This is a genomic window from Rhizobium sp. BK181 (assembly GCF_014193305.1).
Lineage (GTDB): Bacteria > Pseudomonadota > Alphaproteobacteria > Rhizobiales > Rhizobiaceae > Rhizobium.
The window spans coordinates 58,615-83,184 of sequence record NZ_JACHZA010000014.1; the positions used below are offsets into that span (position 1 = coordinate 58,615).

General features: G+C 59.2%; 21 protein-coding genes. 10 read left to right on the forward strand and 11 right to left on the reverse strand.

Annotated features, from left to right (window positions below):
* Window positions 1-21 precede the first annotated feature (21 nt).
* Genes cyoB through FHT77_RS24055 form a run of 4 tightly spaced genes read left to right on the forward strand, consistent with a single transcriptional unit; the run spans window position 22 to window position 3,851 of the window.
* The gene (gene cyoB, locus FHT77_RS24040) at window positions 22-2,025 is read left to right on the forward strand and encodes a cytochrome o ubiquinol oxidase subunit I (RefSeq protein ID WP_028827812.1); all 2,004 of its coding nucleotides are present in this window, start codon (window positions 22-24) and stop codon (window positions 2,023-2,025) included.
* Between the two features lie 4 nt (window positions 2,026-2,029).
* On the forward strand, window positions 2,030-2,650 hold the full coding sequence (gene cyoC / locus FHT77_RS24045; RefSeq protein WP_183757343.1) for a cytochrome o ubiquinol oxidase subunit III: 621 nt from the start codon (window positions 2,030-2,032) through the stop codon (window positions 2,648-2,650).
* On the forward strand, window positions 2,647-3,048 hold the full coding sequence (gene cyoD / locus FHT77_RS24050) for a cytochrome o ubiquinol oxidase subunit IV (RefSeq protein WP_028827810.1): 402 nt from the start codon (window positions 2,647-2,649) through the stop codon (window positions 3,046-3,048). Before cyoC ends, cyoD begins: the two co-directional genes overlap by 4 nt.
* A gap of 47 nt (window positions 3,049-3,095) precedes the next feature.
* A complete protein-coding gene (locus FHT77_RS24055) occupies window positions 3,096-3,851 on the forward strand; it encodes an SURF1 family protein (RefSeq protein WP_183757344.1) in 756 nt (251 codons plus the stop codon).
* Here FHT77_RS24055 and FHT77_RS24060 read toward each other — a convergent pair whose 3' ends face one another.
* Window positions 3,852-5,258 (reverse strand): FAD/NAD(P)-binding protein, encoded by a 1,407-nt coding sequence (locus FHT77_RS24060; protein ID WP_183757345.1) that lies wholly within the window; start codon window positions 5,256-5,258, stop codon window positions 3,852-3,854.
* Between the two features lie 440 nt (window positions 5,259-5,698).
* Between FHT77_RS24060 and FHT77_RS24065 the strand changes: the two genes are divergently transcribed.
* Window positions 5,699-7,507 (forward strand): ABC transporter ATP-binding protein, encoded by a 1,809-nt coding sequence (locus FHT77_RS24065; RefSeq protein ID WP_183757402.1) that lies wholly within the window; start codon window positions 5,699-5,701, stop codon window positions 7,505-7,507.
* Window positions 7,508-7,520: 13 nt separating this feature from the next.
* Window positions 7,521-9,416, forward strand: a complete 1,896-nt coding sequence (locus tag FHT77_RS24070; protein WP_183757346.1) for an ABC transporter ATP-binding protein — start codon at window positions 7,521-7,523, stop codon at window positions 9,414-9,416.
* Between the two features lie 323 nt (window positions 9,417-9,739).
* Here the strand turns inward: FHT77_RS24070 and FHT77_RS24075 are convergent, their stop codons facing one another.
* Window positions 9,740-10,165, reverse strand: a complete 426-nt coding sequence (locus FHT77_RS24075) for a DUF411 domain-containing protein (RefSeq protein ID WP_246712749.1) — start codon at window positions 10,163-10,165, stop codon at window positions 9,740-9,742.
* 993 nt (window positions 10,166-11,158) lie between these two features.
* The gene (locus FHT77_RS24080; RefSeq protein ID WP_183757347.1) at window positions 11,159-11,464 is read right to left on the reverse strand and encodes a hypothetical protein; all 306 of its coding nucleotides are present in this window, start codon (window positions 11,462-11,464) and stop codon (window positions 11,159-11,161) included.
* Between the two features lie 581 nt (window positions 11,465-12,045).
* On the opposite strand from FHT77_RS24080, the gene puuE reads away from it, so the two are divergent.
* Window positions 12,046-12,969, forward strand: a complete 924-nt coding sequence (gene puuE / locus FHT77_RS24085) for an allantoinase PuuE (RefSeq protein ID WP_183757348.1) — start codon at window positions 12,046-12,048, stop codon at window positions 12,967-12,969.
* Window positions 12,969-13,466: a 2-oxo-4-hydroxy-4-carboxy-5-ureidoimidazoline decarboxylase gene (uraD, locus tag FHT77_RS24090; protein ID WP_183757349.1), complete on the forward strand. Its 498-nt coding sequence runs from the start codon at window positions 12,969-12,971 to the stop codon at window positions 13,464-13,466. Before puuE ends, uraD begins: the two co-directional genes overlap by 1 nt.
* 207 nt (window positions 13,467-13,673) lie before the next feature.
* Here the strand turns inward: uraD and FHT77_RS24095 are convergent, their stop codons facing one another.
* From FHT77_RS24095 to FHT77_RS32310, 7 genes are all read right to left on the reverse strand, one after another.
* Window positions 13,674-14,597, reverse strand: coding sequence for an ArsR/SmtB family transcription factor (locus FHT77_RS24095; RefSeq protein ID WP_183757350.1), 924 nt, complete (start codon window positions 14,595-14,597; stop codon window positions 13,674-13,676).
* A 154-nt stretch (window positions 14,598-14,751) separates the two neighbouring features.
* Complete coding sequence (locus FHT77_RS24100) at window positions 14,752-15,576, reverse strand: carbohydrate ABC transporter permease (RefSeq protein ID WP_183757351.1); 825 nt, start codon at window positions 15,574-15,576, stop codon at window positions 14,752-14,754.
* Window position 15,577: 1 nt separating this feature from the next.
* The gene (locus FHT77_RS24105; RefSeq protein WP_246712756.1) at window positions 15,578-16,411 is read right to left on the reverse strand and encodes a carbohydrate ABC transporter permease; all 834 of its coding nucleotides are present in this window, start codon (window positions 16,409-16,411) and stop codon (window positions 15,578-15,580) included.
* 100 nt (window positions 16,412-16,511) lie between these two features.
* Window positions 16,512-17,780 carry an ABC transporter substrate-binding protein gene (locus tag FHT77_RS24110; protein ID WP_183757353.1) on the reverse strand — a complete coding sequence of 423 codons (1,269 nt, stop codon included), beginning with the start codon at window positions 17,778-17,780 and terminating at the stop codon, window positions 16,512-16,514.
* Window positions 17,781-17,918: 138 nt separating this feature from the next.
* Entirely contained in the window at window positions 17,919-19,004 is a 1,086-nt protein-coding gene (locus tag FHT77_RS24115; RefSeq protein ID WP_183757354.1) for an ABC transporter ATP-binding protein, read from the reverse strand.
* A gap of 62 nt (window positions 19,005-19,066) precedes the next feature.
* Entirely contained in the window at window positions 19,067-20,587 is a 1,521-nt protein-coding gene (locus tag FHT77_RS24120; RefSeq protein WP_183757355.1) for an alpha-N-arabinofuranosidase, read from the reverse strand.
* A 215-nt stretch (window positions 20,588-20,802) separates the two neighbouring features.
* Window positions 20,803-20,940 (reverse strand): universal stress protein, encoded by a 138-nt coding sequence (locus FHT77_RS32310; protein WP_405049523.1) that lies wholly within the window; start codon window positions 20,938-20,940, stop codon window positions 20,803-20,805.
* 219 nt (window positions 20,941-21,159) lie between these two features.
* Between FHT77_RS32310 and FHT77_RS24130 the strand changes: the two genes are divergently transcribed.
* A complete protein-coding gene (locus FHT77_RS24130; protein ID WP_183757357.1) occupies window positions 21,160-21,825 on the forward strand; it encodes a GntR family transcriptional regulator in 666 nt (221 codons plus the stop codon).
* A 31-nt stretch (window positions 21,826-21,856) separates the two neighbouring features.
* Window positions 21,857-22,531 carry a GntR family transcriptional regulator gene (locus FHT77_RS24135; protein WP_183757358.1) on the forward strand — a complete coding sequence of 225 codons (675 nt, stop codon included), beginning with the start codon at window positions 21,857-21,859 and terminating at the stop codon, window positions 22,529-22,531.
* A 12-nt stretch (window positions 22,532-22,543) separates the two neighbouring features.
* On the opposite strand, the gene FHT77_RS24140 is transcribed toward FHT77_RS24135, so the two are convergent.
* Entirely contained in the window at window positions 22,544-24,430 is a 1,887-nt protein-coding gene (locus FHT77_RS24140; protein ID WP_183757359.1) for a bifunctional sugar phosphate isomerase/epimerase/4-hydroxyphenylpyruvate dioxygenase family protein, read from the reverse strand.
* Window positions 24,431-24,570: the final 140 nt, after the last annotated feature.

A 24,570-nucleotide genomic window follows, 5' to 3' on the forward strand; every position in this document is an offset into this window, starting at 1 on the left:
CATCAATGAACGGGTTAATCCATGTTTTCGAATCCTGACCTCCTGAAGTTCATCTTCGGTCGGTTGACCCTAGAATCGATCCCCTACCACGAGCCGATCCTGGTCGTGACCTTTGCGGTCGTCGCGCTTGGCGGCATCGCGCTTCTGGGTGTTGTCACGTACTTCAAGCTCTGGGGCTACCTCTGGCGCGAGTGGCTGACAAGCGTCGATCATAAGAAGATCGGCATCATGTACGTCATCCTCGCCCTCATCATGCTGCTGCGCGGTTTCTCCGACGCCATCATGATGCGCCTGCAGCAGGCGCTTGCCTTCAACGGCTCGGCCGGCTACCTGCCTCCCCATCACTACGACCAGGTCTTTACCGCCCACGGCGTCATCATGATCTTCTTCATGGCAATGCCGTTCGTCACCGGGCTGATGAACCTCGTCGTGCCGCTGCAGATCGGTGCCCGCGACGTATCCTTCCCGTTCCTCAACAATTTCTCGTTCTGGATGACGACGGCCGGCGCGATCATCATCATGATCTCGCTCTTCGTCGGCGAATTCGCCCAGACCGGCTGGCTCGCCTATCCGCCCCTGTCGGGAGCCGACTACAGCCCGGGTGTCGGTGTCGACTATTATATCTGGGGACTGCAGGTTGCCGGTGTCGGCACGACGTTGTCGGGCATCAACCTGATTGCGACCATCGTCAAGATGCGCGCACCCGGGATGAGCTTCATGAAGATGCCCGTCTTCACCTGGACCTCGCTCTGCACCAACATCCTGATCGTCGCCACCTTCCCGATACTGACGGCGACGCTGGCACTGTTGTCCCTCGACCGCTATGCCGGCACGAACTTCTTCACGAATGACCTCGGCGGCAATCCGATGATGTACATCAATCTCATCTGGATCTGGGGCCATCCGGAGGTCTACATCCTGGTGCTGCCGGCGTTCGGCATCTTCTCGGAGGTCGTGGCTACCTTCTGCGGCAAGCGTCTCTTCGGTTACGCGTCGATGGTCTACGCCACCTGCGTCATCATGATCCTGTCCTACCTCGTCTGGCTGCACCACTTCTTCACGATGGGGTCGGGTGCGAGCGTGAACTCGTTCTTCGGGATCACCACGATGATCATCTCGATCCCGACAGGAGCGAAGATGTTCAACTGGCTGTTCACGATGTACCGCGGTCGGATTCGCTATGAAGTGCCGATGCTGTGGACAATCGGCTTCATGGTCACCTTCGTCATCGGCGGCATGACCGGCGTTCTTCTGGCGGTACCGCCAGCCGACTTCGTGCTGCACAACTCTCTCTTCCTGATTGCCCATTTCCACAACGTCATCATCGGCGGCGTGGTGTTCGGCCTGATGGCGGGCGTCACCTACTGGTTCCCGAAGGCATTCGGCTACAAGCTCGACCCGTTCTGGGGCAAGATGTCCTTCTGGTTCTGGCTGATCGGCTTCTATTTCGCCTTCATGCCGCTCTACGTGCTCGGCCTGATGGGCGTGACGCGCCGTGTCTCGCAGTTCGAGGATCCGTCCTTGCAGATCTGGTTCATCATTGCTGCCTTTGGTGCCGTGCTGATCGCCATCGGCATTGCAAGCTTCATCATCCAGCTCGTCGTCAGCTTCTTCAAGCGCGAGGAACTGCGCGATACGACGGGTGATCCATGGGACGGCCGTACGCTCGAATGGTCGACCTCGTCTCCGCCTCCAGATTACAACTTCGCGTTCACGCCGGTCGTGCACGACCATGATTCCTGGTACGACATGAAGGCGCGCGGCTATGCCCGTCCGCTGGAAGGCTTCAAGCCGATCCACATGCCGAAGAACACCGGCACCGGCGTCATTCTGGGCGTTCTCAGCATCGGGCTGGCCTTTGGCCTCATCTGGTACATGTGGTGGCTTGCCGTCCTGTCCTTTGTCGCCATGATCGCCGTATCGATCGGCCATACCTTCAACTACAGGCGCGACTTCTACATCCCAGCGGCGGAAGTCACCGAAACAGAGGGCAAGCGGACGGCGCTGCTTGCCGAGCAGGTGTAAGACCATGAGCGATACTGCCATCGACAAGGCCAACAAGCCTGAATTCTATCTGACCGAGGATCATCATCCGGAAGGCAGCACGATGCTGGGCTTCTGGCTGTATCTGATGAGCGACTGCCTCATTTTCGCGGTGCTTTTTGCGACGTATGGCGTTCTCGGCCGCAATTATGCGGCCGGTCCCTCGCCGGCCGATCTCTTCGATCTGCCGCTGGTGGCGATCAACACCTCGATGCTGCTGCTGTCGTCCATCACCTACGGCTTCGCAATGCTGCAGATGGAGCGCAAAGCCAAGACCGAGACACTGTTCTGGCTCGGTGTCACCGGCGCGTTCGGCCTGGCCTTCCTCGGGCTTGAACTCTACGAGTTCGCGCACCTGATCCACGAGGGTGCCGGCCCGACCCGCAGCGCGTTCCTGTCGTGCTTCTTCACGCTGGTCGGTACGCACGGCCTGCACGTCACCTTCGGCATCGTCTGGCTTGTCACGCTGATGGTGCAGGTGTCGATGCACGGTCTGATCCCGGAAAATCGTCGCCGCCTGATGTGCCTGTCGATGTTCTGGCACTTCCTCGACGTCGTCTGGATCGGCGTCTTCTCCTTCGTCTACCTTATGGGAGTTCTCGGATGACCACTCACGCACCCGCAACCGAGGACGCTCACGAGGCCCATCACGGCCACAGCCACGGGCATGAGGCCGCCCACGGGACCTTCAGGAGCTACATGATCGGCTTCGTGCTCTCGATCATCCTGACTGCAATTCCGTTCTGGCTCGTCATGGCCGACGTCTTCGAGAGCTCGACCGTCACCGCCGCCTGGGTCATGGGCCTGGCGGCTGTCCAGATCGTCGTTCACATGATCTTCTTCCTCCACATGAATCCGCAGTCGGAAGGCGGCTGGACGATGATGGCGCTGATCTTCACCCTGCTGATCGTGGCGATCGCGCTCGCGGGCTCCCTCTGGGTCATGCATCATCTGAACACGAACATGATGCCGATGACCCCCGAAATGATGAAGAACATGCCGTAATGGCAGGAGCGGGCGGTGCTCAGCCGCCCGCCAGGTTTGTTTCTGGCATGGCCGACACCTTCCCAGACAGGACACAAAAACGGCACAGCGCCGCAGGCATCGCGATCTTCTGCGGCCTGCTGGTGACGCTGACCGGCGCGCTGATCGCGCTCGGAATCTGGCAGGTCGAGCGGCTGGCCTGGAAGCGGGATCTGATTGCGCGCGTCGATGCCCGCGTCCACGCAGAACCGGTTGGCGCCCCGGCGCAGGCCGAGTGGGGCAAGGTCAACCGCGCCAATGACGAATATCGGCGCGTGACGGTTAAAGGAATGCTCGACAATGACAGGGAGACACTGGTCTATGCGTCGACGACACTCGGCCCTGGCTACTGGGTCCTGACACCGCTCAGGCGGACCGACGACACCGTCGTCCTGGTCAACCGTGGCTTCGTCCCGACGGACCGACGCGATCCCTCGACACGCATCGATGGCCAGGTGTCGACGCCGGTTGTCGTCACCGGACTGCTCAGGATAGCAGAGCCGAAAGGCACGTGGCTGAGGTCCAACGATCCGGCGAACGACCGCTGGTATTCGCGCGACGTGGCCGCGATTGCTGATTGGCGCGGCGTCGATGGTGTTGCGCCCTATTTCATAGACGCGGACGCGACGCCCAATCCAGGCGGATTGCCTGTCGGCGGGCTGACACAGGTCGCCTTCCCGAACAATCACCTTGTCTATGCGATCACCTGGTTTGCCCTGGCCCTCATGTCTGCGGGACTGCTTGTCTTCGTGCTCAGAGGCGAGCGCAGGGCGCAAAAGGCCTGATCAGATTGCCCGGCTGCAGGGATAGACACGCTCGGCGACGTGTTCAGCGACCGCGTAGGCCTGGGTGACGATCTCCGGAACCAGATCGATGTCGGGCAGACTGCCGAGACCAAGGGGGCCGACGGCAAACAGATCCTCGACCACAGACCCGTCGTCGAGCCAGGGGCTCCCGCGCTGGTCGACGGCAAGACCGAGCGACAACTCGTCAGGCAGCGCCAATCCCTCGTTAAGCAGGCTTGCAATCAGGGGTGAAGCCAACTGCGGCCCCCGGCAGCGGCAATCGAGGATACGCTCGGCATGCACGGTCTCATCCATGCCTGAACCGGCGGGCCGGAAAAACACGCCCCCCAGGCCCCGGCGACCGACGGTGCCGCGACGCAGAACCGTGTTGCCACTGGCGAGTTCCCCCTGCAGGCGGGCGTGAATTGCCTCCGGCAGCCGGTTGCGATGGCTGTCATAGATCGCCCGCAAATGCCGGTTGAACTGCTGCTTCTCGCGGGCTGGCAGGGCGCGCCACAGCGAGCGGGCATGCTTGCGCAAGCCGTTCATGACCGATTGCCAGCTGCGGCCATCGGCCTCCGCCTCGCGGCAGGCCTTGCGGATGAAGCGCAGGATGTCGGCCAGATTCGACGGCATTGCGTCGGCCGGAAAAACCGGATCGGCGGAATTCGGTGTGTGGCTCTGCGGCAGGAATCCGTGCCGGGAGAGGATGGTCACCTGACCGTCATAGCCGGCATCGCGCAATTGCAGAAGCTGATCGACGACCCTGATGCCGCTTCCAAGCAGGACCGTGTGGGGACGCCCCACCAGGCGCCGGGCCCTCACCGGCGAAGGCTCTTCCTGGACATAATCGGCCTCCGGCAATCCGTAGCCGGTCGCGAGAATGACCACATCGAAGAGCGGATTGGAGGGGTTGGCGCTCTCGAGCAGATAGCGGGCGCCGTGCGTGCGCCTGATGGCCACGACCGGTTCCGGGCAGACCTGGACGGTGATATCCTTGCGGGCGGAGAGTGCTTCCGAAAAGCGCTGATAGACATAATCGCTGAAAATGGTCTTCGGCACGAAGATCTGGCGGAACCCCGGGATGGCCGCGGGTACCGCGGCACGGAATTCCGCGTTGCTACAGAGCCAGTCGTTGAAGTCATCCGCGTCGCCTGTCGAGACCGAGAGATCGCGAACGCGCGTATTGAGGATCGTCGAGGCACGCGACGAGGAGAGCGCCTGTCCGCCGCTCACGGAGGAGTTGGGGTCGAAGAGTTGCAGGTGAAAGGGCGTGCGCACCCTCTTCATCAGCGCGATCGCCGTCATCATTCCGGAAAAACCGCGCCCGACAACGGCGATGCGCGGGATGGCGGACGCTCGTGCTGCCGCCGATGATTTCGAGGAAAACAGGCCATGAACCGTCATCTCAACTCCCCTGCGATTTTGCGCATCGTGTCTCGATTGGTTGCAACGCGGACAATCCGCGCCGGTTTTGTTCCCGCGGTTCTAAGCCGCCCATAGTCTATCAAACTGGTCGTGTATGAGAGCTTCAAAAGAGCATTTTGGCAAGCCCTTTGTTCCCCCGCCTGCGCAATGGAAACGCCAAGTGACTGAGATGTCATGGCAATTTGTCGTTTACGGTTGCTCTGATCGGAGCCGTGCGAAGCCAGCCTGCTACTCACGATAAAATAACCAACTGGTGAATTCTTGACTTGAAGGGCCCAAAGGAATCGGCAAAAGTAAGGGTGCTAATCAATCCCTTCATGGATTCCGCTCGTTCGGACAGGCGTCCGACCACACCTCTGTATTGGAACATCACCGTGAGCAGCGATGCTTTAACACGCACGACGAAGCCATCCGCCTCGATGGCGAAGGCGACCGCGGCGGGCTGGGGCAAGGGCCTCTTCACGCTGGTCCGCATTACCGTCATGGCGTTTCGCCATCCCTGGCAATCTGGCCTTGCGATCAGTGCCACCCTTGTTGCCTCGACATTCCAGCTGATGATCCCGCGCCTGCTTGGCCAGGCGGTCGATCACACCCAGGTTGCAATGGCTGGCGGCCAGGCGGGACAGGTGGCACAGGATGCGCTTTTGACGACGGCGCTTCTGCTCCTGGGCGCCAGCGTCCTTCGCGGCCTCTTCACGATGGTCCAGAACTACTACAGCGAGAGTGTCGGCCATCATATGGGCTACGAGCTCAGGCTTGCCTGCTACGAGAAGATCCAGCGGCTTTCCTTCAGCTTCCATGACAGCGTCCACTCGGGCGACCTGATCACGGTCGGCCTGCTCGACCTTGAAGGCGTGCGCATGTATTTCTCGACCGCCCTGGTTCGCATGGTGCTTCTGACCATGCTGATCGGCATCGGCGCCTACATGCTTCTGACCACAGACCTCTTGCTCGGCCTGCTGGCGCTGAGCTTCGTGCCTTTTGTCGCCTGGCGCTCTTCGGTCACGCAGTTGCGGCTGCGCGCGACCTGGCTCGATCTGCAGGAGCGGCTTTCCGTCTTGACACGGATCATGGAGGAAAATCTCGGCGGTATCAGGGTGGTTCGGGCCTTCGCCGCCCAGGCGCACGAAATGATGAAGTTCGAGACGGCCTCGAAGAATGCCCTGGCGCTCGCCCACCAGCGTGTCGGCATCCGCGTCATCAACACCAGTGCGATGACCTTCTCCTTCTTTGCGGCGATGGGCCTCGTCCTGTGGATCGGTGGCGGCAAGGTCGTGTCGGGCGAGATCACCGTCGGTACACTTGCATCCTTCCTGACCTTCATGACGATCCTGCAGATGCCTGTCCGCCAGCTTGGCCTGATGGTGAACGCCTTTGCCCGCGCGTCGACCTGCGGGACTAGGCTCTTCAACCTGCTCGATCTCGAGGTTGCGGTGCGCGATGCGCCCGACGCGAAGGATCTGTTGATATCGGAGGGAACGCTTCGCTTCGAGAAGGTAAGCTTTGCCTACCCCAGCTCGCCGATGCACGGCGTCCTCACCAACGTCTCCTTCGAGGCAAGGCGCGGCGAAACCATCGGCATCGTTGGCCCGCCCGGCAGCGGCAAGTCGACGCTCGCCCATCTCATCCCGCGCTTTTACGACGTCACGGAAGGCAGGATCACAATCGACGGCCAGGACATCAGGAAGGCGACCCTGCAGTCGCTTCGCCGGTCGGTCGCCGTCGTGCAGCAGGATTCCTTCCTGTTCACTACCTCGATCGAAAACAACATCGCCTATGGCGATCCCTGGGCCAAGGAGAGCCGCATCGAGCGCGCCAGCGAAAGCGCCCAGCTCCACAACTACGTTCTCGGCCTACCGACGGGCTATACCACGGTCGTCGGCGAGCGCGGTGTTTCGCTCTCCGGCGGGCAGCGCCAGCGCCTGACGATCGCGCGGGCGCTGATGCTGAAGCCGGCCGTCATGGTCTTCGACGATTCGACCGCTGCGATCGATGCCGCGACCGAGCAGCGCATCCGCACGGCGATGCGCAAATACGCGGCAGATCGCGTCACCATCATCGTTGCCCACAGGCTGAGCTCGCTCATGCATGCCGACCAGATCCTGTTTGTCGAGAACGGAGAGATTGTCGAGCGTGGAACCCATCAGGCGCTGCTGGCTGCCGGCGGGCGCTACAAGGCGCTCTATGATCTGCAGGTGCGACCGGGCGACGACGCCCTCAGCGCCTAGGGAGGAATATGACATGGCCGAGGAACTGGAAACCGAGCGCTCCGACGTTCGCGAGGATGGACGCCGGCCGCCGCGTGCGGTTGTCGGCTCGCACCGCATCGAGGAGGAGATGTTCGGCAAGGCCTTCGACGGCAACATCATCAGGCGCATCTGGTTCTTCGTGCATCCCTACCGAAGACAGGTGTGGCTTTCGGTGGCGGCGGTGCTGACGTTTACGTCGATGCAGCTCCTGATTCCCCTGATCATCCGTTATGCGATCGACCACGGGATGCGGGCGGAGGGGGACCATTCGGCACTGAGATGGTCGATGATTGCCTTTCTCGCCGCGATCCTGGTCAACTACTGCGCCAGCTACGCCCAGGAAACGCTGGTCGGCAATGTCGCCGAGGAGGTCCTGTTCGACATCAGAAAGGCGATGTTCCAGCATCTTCAGCGGGTTTCGCTGTCCTTCATGGATAAGACCGAGGTCGGACGCCTGATGTCTCGCCTGCAGGGCGACGTCAATTCGATGCAGGAGTTTCTTGAAACGTCGGTCCTGTCGGTTGGCGATATCGTGCTGCTGTTCGGCATCGTCTTCGTCATGCTCTATCTCGACTTCAAGCTTGGCCTTCTCACCCTGTCCGTGCTGCCGATCCTGTTTGTGGTCCGCCTCTTCTGGTTGCCGCTGGCGCGCAAGTCCTTCATGGCGGCACACGAGACTAATTCGGTTGCCAACGGGGCGCTCGCCGAAGCGATCCACGGTGTTCGCGCCGTCCAGAGCATGGATCGCCAGGGCGTCAACTTCATGCTCTACGACGACAAGGCGAAGGCGAACCTGAAGACCCACCTGACGGCTGCCCGCTACGCGCAGGTCATGGTGCCGATTGTGGATACCCTGACCGGTGTCGCCATGGCGCTCGTCATCGTCGTCGGTGGTGCACGCGTTCTCAACCAGGCGCTCGACGTCGGTGTCCTTGTCGCCTTCCTGTTCTACATTCAGCGGTTCTTCGATCCGATCCGCTCTCTGACCCTGCAGTATTCGGTGATGCAGCGTGCCATGGCGTCGGGTCAGCGCCTGACCGAGGTTCTTGATGTTCCGGTCGACATCAGGGATGCGCCCAACGCGAAGGAACTTTCCGCCGACATGGATGGTTCGGTCGAGTTTCGCGATGTGGTCTTCGGCTACAATCCCGCACATCCTGTCCTGAAGCACGTCAGCTTCAAGGTGAACCCCGGCGAAACGGTTGCGCTTGTCGGACCAACGGGATCCGGCAAGTCGAGCTGCATGTCGCTGATCCACCGCTTCTATGATGTCCAGCAGGGCCAGGTGCTGGTCGGTGGACATGATGTGCGTGACCTGACGCAGGATTCGCTCGGCAACCAGATCGCCATGGTTCTGCAGGAGCCCTTCCTGTTTACCGGCACGGTGTTCGAAAACATCCGCTACCACAAGCCGGAGGCAACGTGCGAACAGGTGATCGAGGCCGCCAAGGCGGTGGGCGCGCATGATTTTGTCATGCGCCTGCCTGAGGGTTACGACAGCATGCTTGGCGAGCGCGGCGGCAATCTCTCGCTCGGCCAGCGCCAGCTCCTGAGCTTCGCCCGCGCCCTGGTTGCCGACGCTAAGATCCTGGTGCTCGACGAAGCCACGGCCAACATCGACAGCTATACCGAGATGCTGATCCAGAAGGCGCTGGTCAAGCTCCTCGAAAATCGCACGGGGCTTGTCATTGCCCACCGTCTTGCGACGATCCGCGAGGCGGATCGCATCATTGTCCTGCAGAACGGGGAACTGATCGAGAGCGGCAACCACCAGCAGCTCATGAAGAACCGCAAGCTCTATTCTAAGCTCTACAATCTGAATTACGCGTCGTTCGACGACATTCCCGACGCCCTGCTGGAAGAAAAGACGAGCGCATCAACCACGTAGGGGTTGTCACCTTTACCGCGGAAGACGCTTCGTTTGGGAAAGGAGGATCGCCGTGCAGTTCACACCTCACCCCGATCTGATCTCCAATTTGGCGCGAGGGCGGGCGGGGGTAGTCTCGCCCGTGCTGCATCGTCCGGGGAGGAGCAGACCCCGGTAGTCATGTCGTTCTTGTCACCGGAAGGGCTTTGATTGAACCGGCCCTGGCTGCCGCTTGTTCCAGGGCCTCGCGTGCACGACCTTGGAAACCGGAGGTCAGCTAGCAAACATCAGCCTTTGTCGTGATTTTGAATTTCGCTGCAGTCCATGTTCGAGTGTGATCGACATCACCGGCCATCAATTCGCATGTACAAAGACGGCCTCATGTCAGGCTTGCTCAGGCTGAAAACCTCGTAGACCGGTGAATCGTCCTCTGCTGCAAGCGAGCACTCTGCCGTGCCCGGAACGGCAAGTCCCGCAATCTGGGGCTTCTCTTTCAAGACCCTCTCGACAGCCTCCAATGGGACGTGGCCTTCGAAGAAGTAGTCGCCAACCACAGCTGTATGGCATCCATGCATATTCTCGGGGATGCCGAGCCTGGTTTTTATCACGATGAATTCCTCGGAATGGACGACGACATTGAAATCGGCATCCACCATTGCGGCGGCCCAGGCTCCGCAGTGGCCGCAACTCGGGTCCTTGTAGATGTCCATCCTGACTTCTGATGCATACGAAGGCTCTGCGAACGTGGTAACCACACCTGCGGCAGCCATGCACATGAACGCTCGACATTTCATGTCTGTTTCTCCTTGGCGGACGTCACGCTTCTCCAAAGAATTGCCAAGGCGACGTTCCATCGGGGCATATCGCCAGTCCCCAACCGCCAACTCAAGGCTCTTCGACCGGTGTCCGAGGAGGAATGAACGTTGTTTTACAACAGCTCTCTGCCTTCGAGGCGGGTATCCCGCGTCACCGTGGCCTGTTCATGGTGACCGCGCGACCGGCGATCCGTTCAGTTTTCTCAAGGTACTCGCTATCTTGCGTGCAGTTTCCTCGGTGATCGGATTGGCGGGGGCTGCCACGGGCTTCCCCAAGGAGGCCCTTGCCCTTTCACAATCGTCCGCATAGCGCTGAAGCATCGTCCGCAACTGCTCGACGCAGCTTTGCAGGCCGGGATGCGCTCAGTTGTCGGCGGGGATCGCCATCGTCGCACCAATCTCGAAAATGGATGTAGACACATCCATTCGAAAGTTCTGCTGATTGACCTGATATTCCCCTCATCGGGCCAGTCTTACCTTTGGCTCGAAGGCATAACCATAGCAAGATTTTCGAGTTACTCAATGTATACTTGAAGTAGATTATTTAAAACTATAAGTTAGACGGATTGAAAACGCTATATATTGAAGAATTCAGCATCCAAATCTCATTACGTACCAAGGTTTATTATAGAACGACGCAGGCACTTGGTGGCTTTCCGTGAATTCATTGCAGGCAGGAGCCTCAATATTCGCCTGCCTTCCGGGAACGCTATCGTCCGGATGGGCTCTGGTCCATGTCGGCCAGTTTTCCGAGCCGCCCTGTTCGCGGCGACAGGAGCGAACCCTGGCATCAGCGTGATGTCTGATCCCCAGCCGCCAGGCTTCCGTCCATCCTCGGGAGCGGATGTCTAAAATCTTAGGCCCTTCTCGGACTGATGCCATATGGCCAAAGTCCGGGCATGCGGTCGGGGTCGGGCCGCAGACAAATCCCCATCCCCGAGGATCGAGTCATCGACCGACCGGCCCGAAATCCACTCCCAGGCGGGAGACATTTTGTTCGAAGGTGCCGTCTTCAGGGCCTGTATCGAACAGGATCGTTCTCGTGTTGCTCCCCTGACGAACGGAAATGAGACATGCAAGGCCATGGGCCGCGCAGCATATGCATTTCCCGCCCATAACCCACGTTCCGCGGCGTCGGCGTTCCAGTGCGGCAAACTCGGTCTCGACAAATGACGGGACTGTGGAGAGGTTATCCGTCGCGTTATCGACAAGGATCAGAACCTCAACACTATCGACTGCTTCGAGGCCGCTCATAAGACCCTCCGATCCTGCAGACACTGCGAGGACAACCGCAACCAGTGAGGGCTATGCTACACCCCACCTCCGGGATTGTCGCTATTCTGCAATGTTGCAACTCGCCCAAAACCATGAACCGAGTCAATCAAGGGGCTCGACGGCCCGTTCGGGGACTTGGCTGCCCTCGCGGCCCGACAACCGACGCGAGGCATGGTTTACTATTTATACTGGGTTGATGGGAGCGAGCGATGCGCCCGAAACCGCCGCCAACCGCGACATCGCCAACGCCGCCGGCTGTATCCGCCTCTATCGTTGCCAACAGCTCATTGGTTCTTGCATCGATCCGTTGAATGCTACCGTCTCCTTGATTGACGACCAAAATGGCCCCCTCGCCTGTCCCCAGGAATCGGCACTCGTTTCGGGTTGACTGATCCTCGCGGCACTGCTCACTGTGGCATGGATCGGTGGGCTCTTTTTCAAAATAAGCCCCGGTCCGAGCGCGATCAGTGGCTTCACCGCAAAACTCTGTTGCGCAATTTCCATCTAGTCATTCCGTCTCGGAATACTATCGTTTCGCCGACGTTCAGGAAGGTGATTTCATGGTATCCGAGACTTATCCGCGCAATCTCGTCGGCTATGGACGCAATACGCCCGATCCGAAGTGGCCGGGCGATGCGCGTGTGGCAGTCCAGTTTGTCATCAACTACGAAGAGGGCGGCGAAAGCTGCATTCTCGATGGCGACCCGGCCTCTGAAAATTTGTTGTCGGAAATCGTCGGCGCCGCCGCTTGGCCGAGCCAGCGCAACTTGAACATGGAATCGATCTATGAGTATGGCTCGCGCGCCGGTTTTTGGCGGCTGTGGCGGACGTTCACGGAACTCAAGGTTCAGGCGACCGTCTATGGCGTAACACTTGCCATGGCCCGCAACCCGGAGGCGGTCGCGGCCATGAAGGAGGCTGGCTGGGAGATCGCCAGCCACGGGTACCGCTGGCTGGAATACAAGGATTTCCAGGAGGACGTCGAGCGCAAGCATATCCAGGAAGCCGTGCGCCTGCACACCGAGCTGACCGGCGAGCGGCCCTACGGCATGTATCAAGGCAAGCCCTCCGACAACACGCTGCGCCTCGTCATGGAGGAGGGTGGTTTCCTTTATTCCTCGGACTCTTATGCCGACGACCTGCCGTTCTGGGTGAAGGGTGTCGATGACAAGCCGTTCCTGATCATCCCCTATACGCTCGAGACCAATGACATGCGTTTCGCCACGCCCCAGGGCTTCAACTCTGGCGATCAGTTCTTCACCTACCTCAAGGATGCCTTCGATACGCTCTATGAAGAAGGCAAGGCCGGCAGCCCGAAGATGATGTCCGTCGGCCTGCATTGCCGCCTCGTTGGTCGTCCTGGCCGCGCTGCGGCGCTGAAGCGCTTCATGGAGTATGTGCTGAAGCACGATAAGGTGTGGATCCCCCGGCGTCTCGAGATCGCGCAACATTGGCATGCCCACCACAAGCCGGAGACGATCTGATGCTTTCGCGTGACGAGTTCGTATCGCGTTACGGCGGTGTTTTTGAACATTCGCCATTCATTGCCGAGCGTGCCTATGATGATGGCTTCGTCGGTGACGAATTGACGGTTGATCGTGTCCACACGGCGCTCGTTGCCGTCTTCCGGGCGGCCAGCCCAGAGGAGCGGCTGGGAGTGCTGCGTGCCCATCCCGATCTTGCAGGACGCCTCGCGATCGCAGGTGAATTGACCGAGGACAGCAAGAAGGAGCAGGCGGGCGCCGGGCTCGACCGACTTAATGCCCAGGAGCACGACCGTTTCACCGAGCTGAATACGGCGTATGTCGAGAAGTTCGGCTTTCCGTTCATCATTGCGGTGAAGGGTTTGAACAAGGACGATATTCTGGCGGCGTTCGAAAAGCGCATCGGCAATACGAGCGACGAGGAGTTTGAAACGGCCACCGCTCAAGTCGAGCGCATCGCGTTCCTGCGCCTGGAAACGATGCTTCCAGGGCGGTGAAACATCTGCAGCATGCACGCGCGCCCTGGACGACCCGACCTTGGCACGGAGGGAGATGCCTTCATGACAACCACTCTAACGACCGAGGATACTATCGGTTTCTGATGCACCGTCGATGACCACAGGCTTCAGGCCCTTCAGGCTTGCGACCGAGGCGGCATCCGGCAGTCGCCAGCATTGCGACTTCTTCAGGCCCCTCGCCGCGGCCTAGAAAAACAGGCTCATAACCAGATCCTGATCGAAATCGCCGAATCCCTTGCCAAACAGGTTCATTCCGCCAGGATTGTCGGCCTTGTCGTCGATGCCGATGCGGAAACGGATGGAGTGATGATCGGCGATGCCAAGCGAAGAGATCGTCTGCGTCGAGACCATGGCGCCGTCGATCCAGGTGCCGGTGTCGTCGATCGTCCAGGTCTTCAGCTTGCCGTATTGCGAGCCGCTGAGCTTCCACCAGGCTGGAGAATAGAGGCCGCGCCGGTCGCCATAATCGCCTGGAGACGTCCAGTGACCAGCCTTGATGCCGTTGATCCAGATCGAGATGTCGGAGGGCCAGTTGGCGTTGGTGGCCGGCGTCTCCGAGCTGAGTTCCGCGGAGAACTCGACCTTGCGGATTCTCCTGCCGGAGACCTTGGCATTGTTGGGAAACTTGTACTCCACATAGCCGCGGGTAAACCACAACAGGGCAGCCTGCATGCGCTGCGGATCGAGAAAGACCTCCTGCACGTCAAGCATGCCGATGACATTGTTGACAGAGCAGAGGCCGCAGGGCGCTCCCACCTCGAACTCGGTGAAGAGACCGATCGGCATGCTGACGGTCACGACATCTTCGGACGCCTTTGTGCCACCGCTGTCGAAGCGGATGAGGATCTCGTCATAGATGCTGGAACAGATCTTCTGGTTACCCTTCGTCGCCTTCATCGTGTGGGTCTGGATGAGACCGGCAAGTTCCAGCGCCTTGAGGTTGGTTGCTGCCGTCGATTGCGGCAGCCCCATGCGGCCGGCAATGTCATTCACGTTCAAGGGCCCCAACTGGCGGAGCAGATTGAGTATTTCTATGCGCGTCGCGGAACCGAGGGCCTGGACGACTTCGACGTCCTTGATGGGATCGACGGTGAGAAGTTTCGTCTCCATGCGCAGCTACTGGTTCTTTCTTGTTAGATCGTTGCTGATATCACGGCAGCCTGTCTGGTGTCGCGGCTTTTTCTGGACGTTTCCGCCGCTGCCCAGGCCCTGAAAGGCCGGCGGGCAACGAAGCCCGGGAACGGATGGCGAAGGTTTATCCTCGTCATCCCTTGATTCCGGAAGACAGCATCAGCGCCTGCGTCACCCGCTTCTGGAAGAGCAGATAGGCGACAGCAACCGGCATTGCGGCGAGGATTGCCACTGCCATGTCACGCGCATATTTGACGCCGAAAGCATCTCTCGTCTGGGTAATGCCGACGGTGATTGTCATCATCTCATCGGAGTTCGTGACCAGGAATGGCCAGAGAAACGCGTTCCAGGCCATGATGTAGGTGATGATCGCAAGCGCTGTGGTGATACCCCAGTTCAAGGGCAGATAGAGCTTGAAGAGGATCTGGAACTCACCACAACCATCAAGCTTGGCAGCCTCCCGCAACTCCTTCGGAACGGAATCAAAGAATTGTTTGTAGACGATGACGACGACCGGAACGATGAGCTGTGGCAGGATGATCCCGCCCCAGGTATTGATGAGGTTGAGCTTATGCATCAGTACGAACTGCGAGATAACGAGCGCCTGCGAAGGCACCATGAAGCTCGCGAGGATGATGCCGTAGAGCAGCTTTCGTCCGGGGAAGACGATCTGCGACAGCGCGTAGGCGCACATGACGCTGATCACGATCACCACGACGGTGACAGTGATCGAGGTGACGATGGAATTCAGGTACCAGGTCGAAAGCTTCGTTTCGAACAGCGCATAGTAGTAGGCCGAAAAATTGAAGACGTCGGGAATGAACGTCGTTTTCGACACGACCTCCTGTTCGGGTTTCATCGAGGTCACAATTGCCCAGTAGATGGGGAATGCCCACATGCAGGCGATGCAGAAGGTGAGGACGAGCAGCAGCAGGTTGCCGATGTTTTTGCCGGGCATTTTAGCGCTCCCTTACCCGCAACAGCTGATATTGTAGCACCGAGACGATGACGATGATCATGAAGAGCAGAACCGCAACGGCGGAGCCGACGCCGCCATGGTTCGTGCGAAACGCCTCGCGATAGACGAGTTGCAACAGGACGTAGGTCGAATTGAACGGGCCGCCTTCGGTGAGCAGGTAGACCTGATCGAAAATCTTCAGCTGAAGGATCAGTTGCAGCGTCAGGACGAGCGCGGTGACCGGCCAGATAAGAGGCCAGGTGATGCGCCGGAAACATTGCCAGCGCGTCGCGCCGTCGAGCATCGCAGCCTCATAGTAGTCATGGGGAATGTTCCGCAACCCGGCAATGAAGAGCAGCAGGTTGAAGCCGTTGGTCCACCAGACGGTCACCAGCGCCACCATGGGCATCGCCCAAAGCGGATCGCGAAACACGCTGATGCGTTTGCCGGTGACGAATTCGATGACGAACTGCGCAACGCCGAACTGCTGATCAAGCACCCATTTCCAGATCTGGGTCACGACCGAGACGGGCAGGATGTAAGGTATGAAAAACAGAACCAGGATCAGGCTCTGCAGCCAGCCCTTCAGCCGCACGACCATCAATGCCAGACCGAGGCCGATCAGCGTATTCGGAACCACAGTCAGCACGACGAAATAGCCGGTATTCCAGAACGACGTGAAGAAGAGCTTCTGATGGAAGAGCTTCACGTAGTTGTCGAAACCCACCCATTTGCCGTCGCCGATAAGAGGTGCGTCGGTGAAGCTCAAGGCAAACATCTTGAAGACGGGGTAGGCAAATACGACCATGTAGGCGATCAGGAACGGCGCGATCATGACGATGGCGGTCAGCGTCTTGCGCCGTTTTTCACTGGTAACCACGAACATCTCCCTCAGAGCGGTGCTGGCCGGAGGTTTCGCTCCGGCCAGGCTCGTCTTACATCTGGCTCTTCAGCTCGTCGCGCATCTGCTCGATCGCGTCTGCCGGGTCGAGCTGGCCGTTGAGCGCAGGAACCACGAAGTTCTGGGTTGCCTCGTAGATCGGGCCGGCGACCCCGGCGAGCTTGGAAACCGGATCAAACGTGGCCGTGTTTGCAAGCTTTGCATAGGTCGCATTCGGCTGCATTTCCTTGAATTCCTTGGTGTCGGTCACCGGCTTGTAGGCCGGGATATGACCGGCGGAAGCCCAGGAGATGCTGTGCTCGTTCATCCAGTTGATAATCTCGAGCACGATCTTCACCTTCTCCGGAGAGATCGGCTTGGAGTCACTGTTCGGGATCGCGAAAGAGTGCGAGTCCGCCCAGGTCGCCTGCGTGCCCATCAGGTTCGGGATTTCGATGGCACCCCACTCGAAGCCAAGATTGCCGTTCTTGGCAAGGTCAGTCATCGTCGGCACTTCCCAGACGCCGTTGATGTGCATCGCAGCTTTGCCCGAGGTGAACAGCGCGATCGACGCTTCATAGGAGATCAGCTTCGGCGCGTAACCGGTGGATACCCAGTTCGCCATGGTTTGCAGCGCTTTCACGCCTGCGTCGCCTGGCAGGATTTCATCGCCGTCGATGAACTTGGCGCCCTGTTGGGAGAGCAGCGTGTAAAAGACGCGCCACATGGAGCCGCCTTCATCCGTGTGCAAGGACAGCGGATACTCGACCTTGCCGGTTGCCTTAATCTTTTCCAGGGCCGCATTGAAATTCTCAAGGCCATCGAGGCCCTTCGGCAGGCCATCATCGCCGAGCAGGCCCGCTTCCTTCAGGATCGTCTTGTTGTAGTAGAGAACGATGGAATGAACGTCGAAGGGAATTCCGTAGACCTTGTTGTCGAATGTCGCCTGTTTCCAAGCAGCATCGACATAGTTTTCCTTCTTGATACCTGCACCAGCGAGCTCTTCTTCCGAGATCGGACGCAGGATGCCGGTCGGCACGGCCAGCGGGTAGCGCGACATGTGATAGGTCATGATGTCGGGCTGTTGGCCGACGGCGGCCGAAGTCTGGACCTTGGTGTAGAAGGGCACGCCCCATTCGAGCGTGGTCGCGTTGATCTTGATATCCGGATGGGTATCGTTGAACTCCTTGATGAGCGCCTTCATACGAACGCCGTCGCCGCCGCTCAGGAAGTCCCACCAGGTAATGTCGGTTTGCGCGAATGCGGCTGCTGAGGGCAGCAAGGCGATCGCCGCGGAAACGGCGAGTTTCAGTAGCTTCTTCATCGGTTCCTCCTCGATAAAAGTGTGGTTTACTCATCACCCCAAGGCATCGGGGTACCCCTCACCGCCGGCCTCCTCCAAGGTCGGCAATGTTCTTCTTCAGTCAGGTCCGACGTGTCCCGCCCGGCTGGGCTGCGGCCGTCAGCTGAGCCGTCCGCCCTCGGTGTCGAAGGCCAACATTTCGGGCACTCTCAGAGAGAGACTGATCTTCTCCTTCGGCTGTGGACGGCCATCACGACATTCGACGGTCATTTCCGTACCGTTTCCCGTCAGAACATGCAGATATCCGGTGCCGCCGAGTTCCTCGATGAATTCAGCGGTGACCGGCACTGTCACAGCGCCTTGTCTGGCGCCGAGTTCGATATGCTCTGGCCGCACGCCGACATAGACCTGTGTACCGACGGCGACCGCCGTGCGGGCCGGCAGATCGAAAGCCTGACCCGGTGCATCCTCGAGTGCGACCCGCAGGGCGTTGCCGTTTGCCGCGAGGGCCCTGCCCTTCAGGAAATTCATGCCGGGCGAGCCGATGAAGCCGGCGACGAACATGTTGGCCGGGTTCCGGTAAAGCTCCAGCGGCGCACCGATCTGCTGCACGAGGCCGGCTTTCAGCACGATGATCTTGTCGGCAAGTGTCATTGCCTCCACCTGATCGTGGGTGACATAGACCATCGTGGCGCCGATCTGCCGGTGCAGACGGGCGATCTCCATACGCATCCTGACGCGCAGCTCGGCATCGAGGTTGGATAGCGGTTCGTCGAACAGGAAGACGCGCGGTTCGCGTACGATTGCCCGACCAATCGCGACGCGCTGGCGCTGGCCGCCTGACAGCTGACTAGGCTTGTGGTTGAGATATTCGCCGAGCCGCAGGATTTCGGCAGCCGCCTTAACCTTGCGCTCGATCTCTGCCTTCGGGCGCCGACCGATCGTCAGGCTGAAGGCCATGTTTTCGTAAACGGAGAGGTGCGGATAGAGCGCGTAAGACTGAAAGACCATCGCCACTCCGCGCTTGGAGGCCTCTCGATGGGTCACGTCCTCGCCCTCGATGGCGATCTTGCCGCCGCTCGTCTCTTCCAGCCCGGCAATCATCCTGAGCAGGGTCGACTTGCCACAGCCCGAGGGACCGACGAAGACGGCGAATTCCCCCTGCTCTATCTCGATGTCGACGCCATGAATGACCTTAAGCGCGCCGAAAGATTTGCTGACATTCGTCAACCGGATACCAGACATTGATCCTCCCGATCCTCGTCATGATCGGGACGGCCTATCCGAGCCGCCCCGAACCGGCCCTTCTAGGCCGAGGCGACGGACAGCAGCACGAAGTGGTACGACTTCGGCGGCAGTGAGCCCGAGAGCGTGCCCGTATCGGTGACGGAAAGGCTTGAACCCGCCTTCGGCACGATGCGTGTCTGATCTTCAACCGAATTGCGCGCTTTCAGATCATCGCCAACCATCGTGCGATGCTGGAGGATCGTGGCACCCTTGAAGCCTTGCAGGTCGACACTGAGGTCCATGACTTCGTCGAGGCTGCGATTGATCGCAAAGAGCGCAATCGTCTTGCCGTCGTCCTGCAGGACGGCCGACAGGTCGAGATAGGGTACGTCCTGGGCCACGTCGCAGTCATAGGTCGGACCAGAAGCGGAAACCGTCAGCGCCGTGCCGCGCCCGTATTTCGATGCGTACTGCAGCGGATAGTAGATCGACTGCCGCCAAGCCGGGCCGCCAGCCTTGGTAAGGATCGGTGCGATCACGTTGACGAGCTGTGCCATGCAAGCGATCTTGACGCGATCGGAGCGACGGATGAAGACGTTGATCAAGGAAGCGACGAAGATTGCGTCTTCCAGATTGTAGAGCTCTTCGAGAAGCGGCGGAGCTTCCGGCCAATCCCAATTCTTGTAGCGCTGATCGTCTTCCTTACGGTCATGGTACCAGACATTCCACTCGTCGAAGCAGATCTTTACGTCACGCTTCGAGCGCTTCTTCGCCTTGATATAGTCGATGACGCCGCCGATGGTGACGATGTAGCGATCGAGATCGATCGCCTTGGCGTAGTAGTTCAGCGTATCATTTTCCTCATTGCCGAAATACTTGTGCAGCGAGATGTAGTCGACACTGTCATAGCTCGCATCGAGGACGGTTGCTTCCCATTCGGGATAGGTCTTCATCTTGTCGTTGGACGAGCCGCAGACCACTGTTTCGAGGGTCTTGTCAAAATATTTGAAAGCCTTGCTGACTTCGTTGGCAAGATGTCCGTATTCGGCCGCGGTCTTGTGGCCGACCTGCCAGGGGCCGTCGATCTCGTTGCCGAGGCACCAGATGCGCACATTGTGCGGGTCCTTGTAGCCGTGCTTGACGCGCAGGTCGCTCCAGTAGGTGCCGCTGGGATGGTTGCAATATTCGAGGAAGTTGCGGGCGTCGTTCAGGCCGCGGGAGCCGAGGTTCATCGCCAGCATCATTTCGGTATTTGCCAGCTTCGACCAGTCGGCAAACTCGTTGACGCCCATCTGGTTCGTCTCGCGGGTCCGCCAGGCAAGATCAAGACGCGTCGGGCGCTGGTCGCGCGGACCGATACCGTCTTCCCAGTGATAAGCCGAAACGAAATTGCCGCCGGGATAGCGTACGATCGGCATATCCAGATCGCGGACCATATCAAGAACGTCGGTACGGAAGCCATTCGAATCCGCTTTTTCGTGGCCCGGCTCGTAAATTCCGGTGTAAACGGCCCGTCCCATATGTTCGAGAAATGAACCGTAGACCCTCTTGTCTACGGTCGAGATCGTGAATTCCCTGTTCAGGGTTGCCTTTGCGCGCATCGGTGTTCCTCGTTTATTGAATTCGATTTTTTGGCACGCTAATCTGTATGATTTTTTATTTCAAGATATTTGTTTTATATCGAAATATCAGATTTAAATGGAGGTGTAAGCGCCTGGGGCGGCAAGGCAGCGGGACAATGCGCGCCTGATCCCGGTCGAAGGTTGCTGAATGGAAAGGGCTACGCCCAGACTGTCGGGAATGCCCGAGGTGGCTTCTATGTGGCCGGGCGCTGCTTGATGATGAGGACCGGGACCTCAGACAGGTTGACCGCCTTTGAGGCCTGGCTTCCGATAATCAATCTGTTGACGAAACCGCGGCTGTGCGAGCCCATGACGATAAGATCTGCGTCAATCGCCTACGCAGTCTCAAGAATGCCTTCATAGGCATTGATGTATTCCACAGTTTCGGTTCGTGCGCCGGTTCCGGCTATCGCTGCCGCCTTCCTCAGAACCGCCTCACACTGATCGACGTTGGCGCGGCGTAGGTGTCGGAAATCGCTCGTAATCACCGATTGAACGCGTGCAGCATCCTCGTTATACGTATGACAAAATGCAAAATATCGGAGATCATTTTGCTGCAGAAAGTTTTGGGCGAAACCGTCGCGGAGAGCAGCTATCGGCAGATCAAGGCCGATATCATCTTTGGGAGACTGTCACCTGGGCAAAAGCTGAAGCTCGAAAATCTGAAAGCAGCCTATGATACGAGCGTCAGCACGCTCCGGGAGATTCTGAACCGTCTGACATCGGAAGGGCTTGTCATCGCCGAGGGTCAGCGCGGATTCGAAGTCGCGCCTGTTTCGGAGGCAGATCTGCGGGAAATCGCTGCGCTGCGGCTGCTGCTGGAAGAACATGCGCTCGATCAATCCTTCGCACAGGGCGGTGTCGAATGGGAGGCCGCATTGATGGCGGCTCACTACAAGCTCGCCCGCATGGAAGGAGTGATGGCCTCCGGCGACACCAGCAAGACTGAAGACTGGAAGCGCTACGATTGGGAATTCCACCAGGCTTTGATCTCGGCCTGCGGATCGCGTCTCCTCATGGAAACGCATTCCGCCGTCTTCGACAAATACCTGCGCTATCAGATGGTGGCCTTGTCATACCGCGGAAACGTCGCAGAAGCTGAGCATCGGCAACTTCTGGAAGCGGCACTGGCCCGCGACAGCGCGACCGCGAAGAAAATCCTTGAGCGCCACATCCTCGGCGGGGTCGAGCACGCCCTTGCCCAGCAGCGACTATGACGCGTGACATCTAGGCATATCAGGAAACACCATGCTCAAGCCTGTAACCGAACCCTCTGAGACGGTCAGCGATGTCGTCCTGCGCCAGATCCGCGAGGACATCATTTCCGGCAGGCTCGTGCCGGGTGCAAAGATCAAGCTCGAACAGGCAAAGGAGCGCTATTCGATCAGCGTCTCTTCCTTGCGCGAAATCCTGAGCCGTCTAACGACCGAAAACCTGGTGCTTGCAGAAGGACAGCGCGGCTTTGAGGTCAGCCCCGCCTCCCGCAAGGAGCTGGAGGAACTTGCGGACCTTCGCATTGTCCTCGAGACGCATGCGATCGCTCTCTCCTTCGCTGCCGGAAACCTCGAATGGGAGGGAAGGATCGTTGCCGCGCACCATAAACTCGCGGCGGCCGAGAAGACGCTGCTCTGCGGGGATGTCTCACGCACGATCGATTGGGTTCGTTACGACTGGGAGTTCCATCAGGCGATTGTCTCGGCCTGCAATTCGACCACGCTGATGACTATTCTTTCTTCCGTCTTCGACCGTTTTCTGCGTTATCACATGCTGGCCCGCAGTTTTCGCGGGCAGCCGGTCGTCGATGATCACAAGCTTCTTTTCAAGCTCGCATTGAAGCGTGATGTCGAAGGCGCGCAAGCCGTGGTCCGGCAGCATATCCAGAGTGGTGTTGACCACGTGCTGAAAAGCGGTCGGCTTCCTTAGGCCGCCGCAAGGTCAGATCGCATCCCTCGGCACGCCCTCGGGCCGCATCTGCTTCTTCAAAGCAGCAATGCGGAAGATGGCGTTGGGCGCACCATAGCCGCGATAGCCGCGGCGTTCGACGATTTCGAAAAAGAAGCCTTCGCCGTAGGTCCCGCTGTAGAGCTGGAAATACTCGCCGTGCTCGTCGCGATCATAGAGAATGTTCTCCACTTTCAACCGCTCGCTGAGCTGTGGATCAAGGCCGAAGCGCGCCTCGACGTCATCATAGTAGTTTGGCGAGATGTGAAGCGCCTTGAAGCCTCTTTCGCGCAGCGATTTCGCTGTCGCGAAGATGTCGTCTGTCGAAAATGCCAGATGCTGGATGCCGGATCCGAATTTCTCTGCGATGAAGTGGCCGGCAAGCGTGCGACGATTTTCCGCGCCGTTCATGGTGATGCGGAGCGAGCCCGTGTCGTTCTCGACGACCTGACTGCGCACCACCCCGCCAGGGTCGATGATGTCGACCATCGGCGTCTTTTTTGTTTCGAAGATCGCAGTGTAGAACAACAGCCACGTCAGCATCTCGTCATAGGCCACGGTCTGCGCAATATGATCAACCCGCCGCAGACCCGCATCGCCGGCGTCCTTACCATCGACCGCTTCGAAGTCGATCCTGGAAAATTGCCCGAGCGGACTCTTGTCGTCGATCAGGTAGATCAACGCGCCGCCGACGCCGCGAATGGCTGGAATTTCGAGCTCGCCGTCGGCAACGGCCTGACGGAACGGTTCGGCATCAAGGGCAATCGCGCGCCGGTAGGCCGCGGCGGCATCATCGACGACGAGTGCCATCGCGTAGGCAAAGGTTCCGTGAACAGCGTAAGCAGCATTGGCAAAACCAACCGGCTCGACGTTGACCAGAATGCGGATGTCGCCCTGCTGATACAGACTGACCTTCTTGGAGCGGTGAACCGCCGCCTTGCGAAAGCCGAGTGCCCTGATCAGACCATCGAGCTCGACGGCCTCCTCCTCATCGGTGGCAAATTCGACGAAGCCGACGCCCTGTGCGGACGCTCTCGGGGGCATGTCGATGCCGATCCTGGCACTTGTGCTGCGGCTGACCTGGTCACCGAGATAGATCAGCGACCGGTGGCCGTCTGCGGCAATCTCGCGGGTGGAACCGCCGCGGAACTGGTCGTTGAAGATCTCAAGCGAGAAATAGCCATCGTAGCCTGTCGAGGCGACAGCCTCGGTAAACGCGGCGACTGGAAGATCACCCTCGCCCGGCATGTTGCGGAAGTGGCGGCTCCAGTAGAGGAGATCCATATCGATCAGCGGAGCATCGGCGAGCTGGACGATGAAGATCCTCTCCGGCGGAATGGAACGGATTGAATTGACATCGATTTTTCGTGACAGCGAGTGGAAGCTGTCGAGGATGAGCCCGACGTTCGGGTGGTTTGCCCGCCGCACGATCTCCCAGGCATCCCGGTGGTCGTTGATAAAGCGTCCCCAGGCGAGCGCCTCGTATCCGACCCTCAAGCCCCTTTTCGCAGCGCGCTCGCCGAGCTCATGAAAATCGGCGGCTGCGCGGTCGATGCCGCCAAGCGCCGCGGATGAAACGTTGGAGCACACAAGCACAAGGTCGGTTCCGAGCTCCTGCATGACATCGAATTTGCGCTCGGCCCGGTCGAAGGTACGGCCGCGCAGGGGTTCCGGCATGCCTTCGAAGTCACGGAACGGCTGGAAAAGCGTGACCTCCAGACCGAGATCCCTTGCCATCCTCCCGACTTCGGCGGGCCTGCCGTCGAAGGCCAGAAAGTCGTTCTCGAATATCTCCACACCGTCGAAACCTGCTTTCGCAATTGCTTCCAGCTTTTCCGGCAATTCGCCACTGATGCTCACCGTGGCAATCGAGGTCTTCATGATCAGAACCCTTTCGTACTCAGCTGACAGGATGCCCCCATCCTCCCAAATTGACCGCAAGGCATTATGCCGAATGTCGTGACGATTTCAATTCAATTGGCAAACAATGAATCATCATAGATTTTCAGAAAAATATGTTG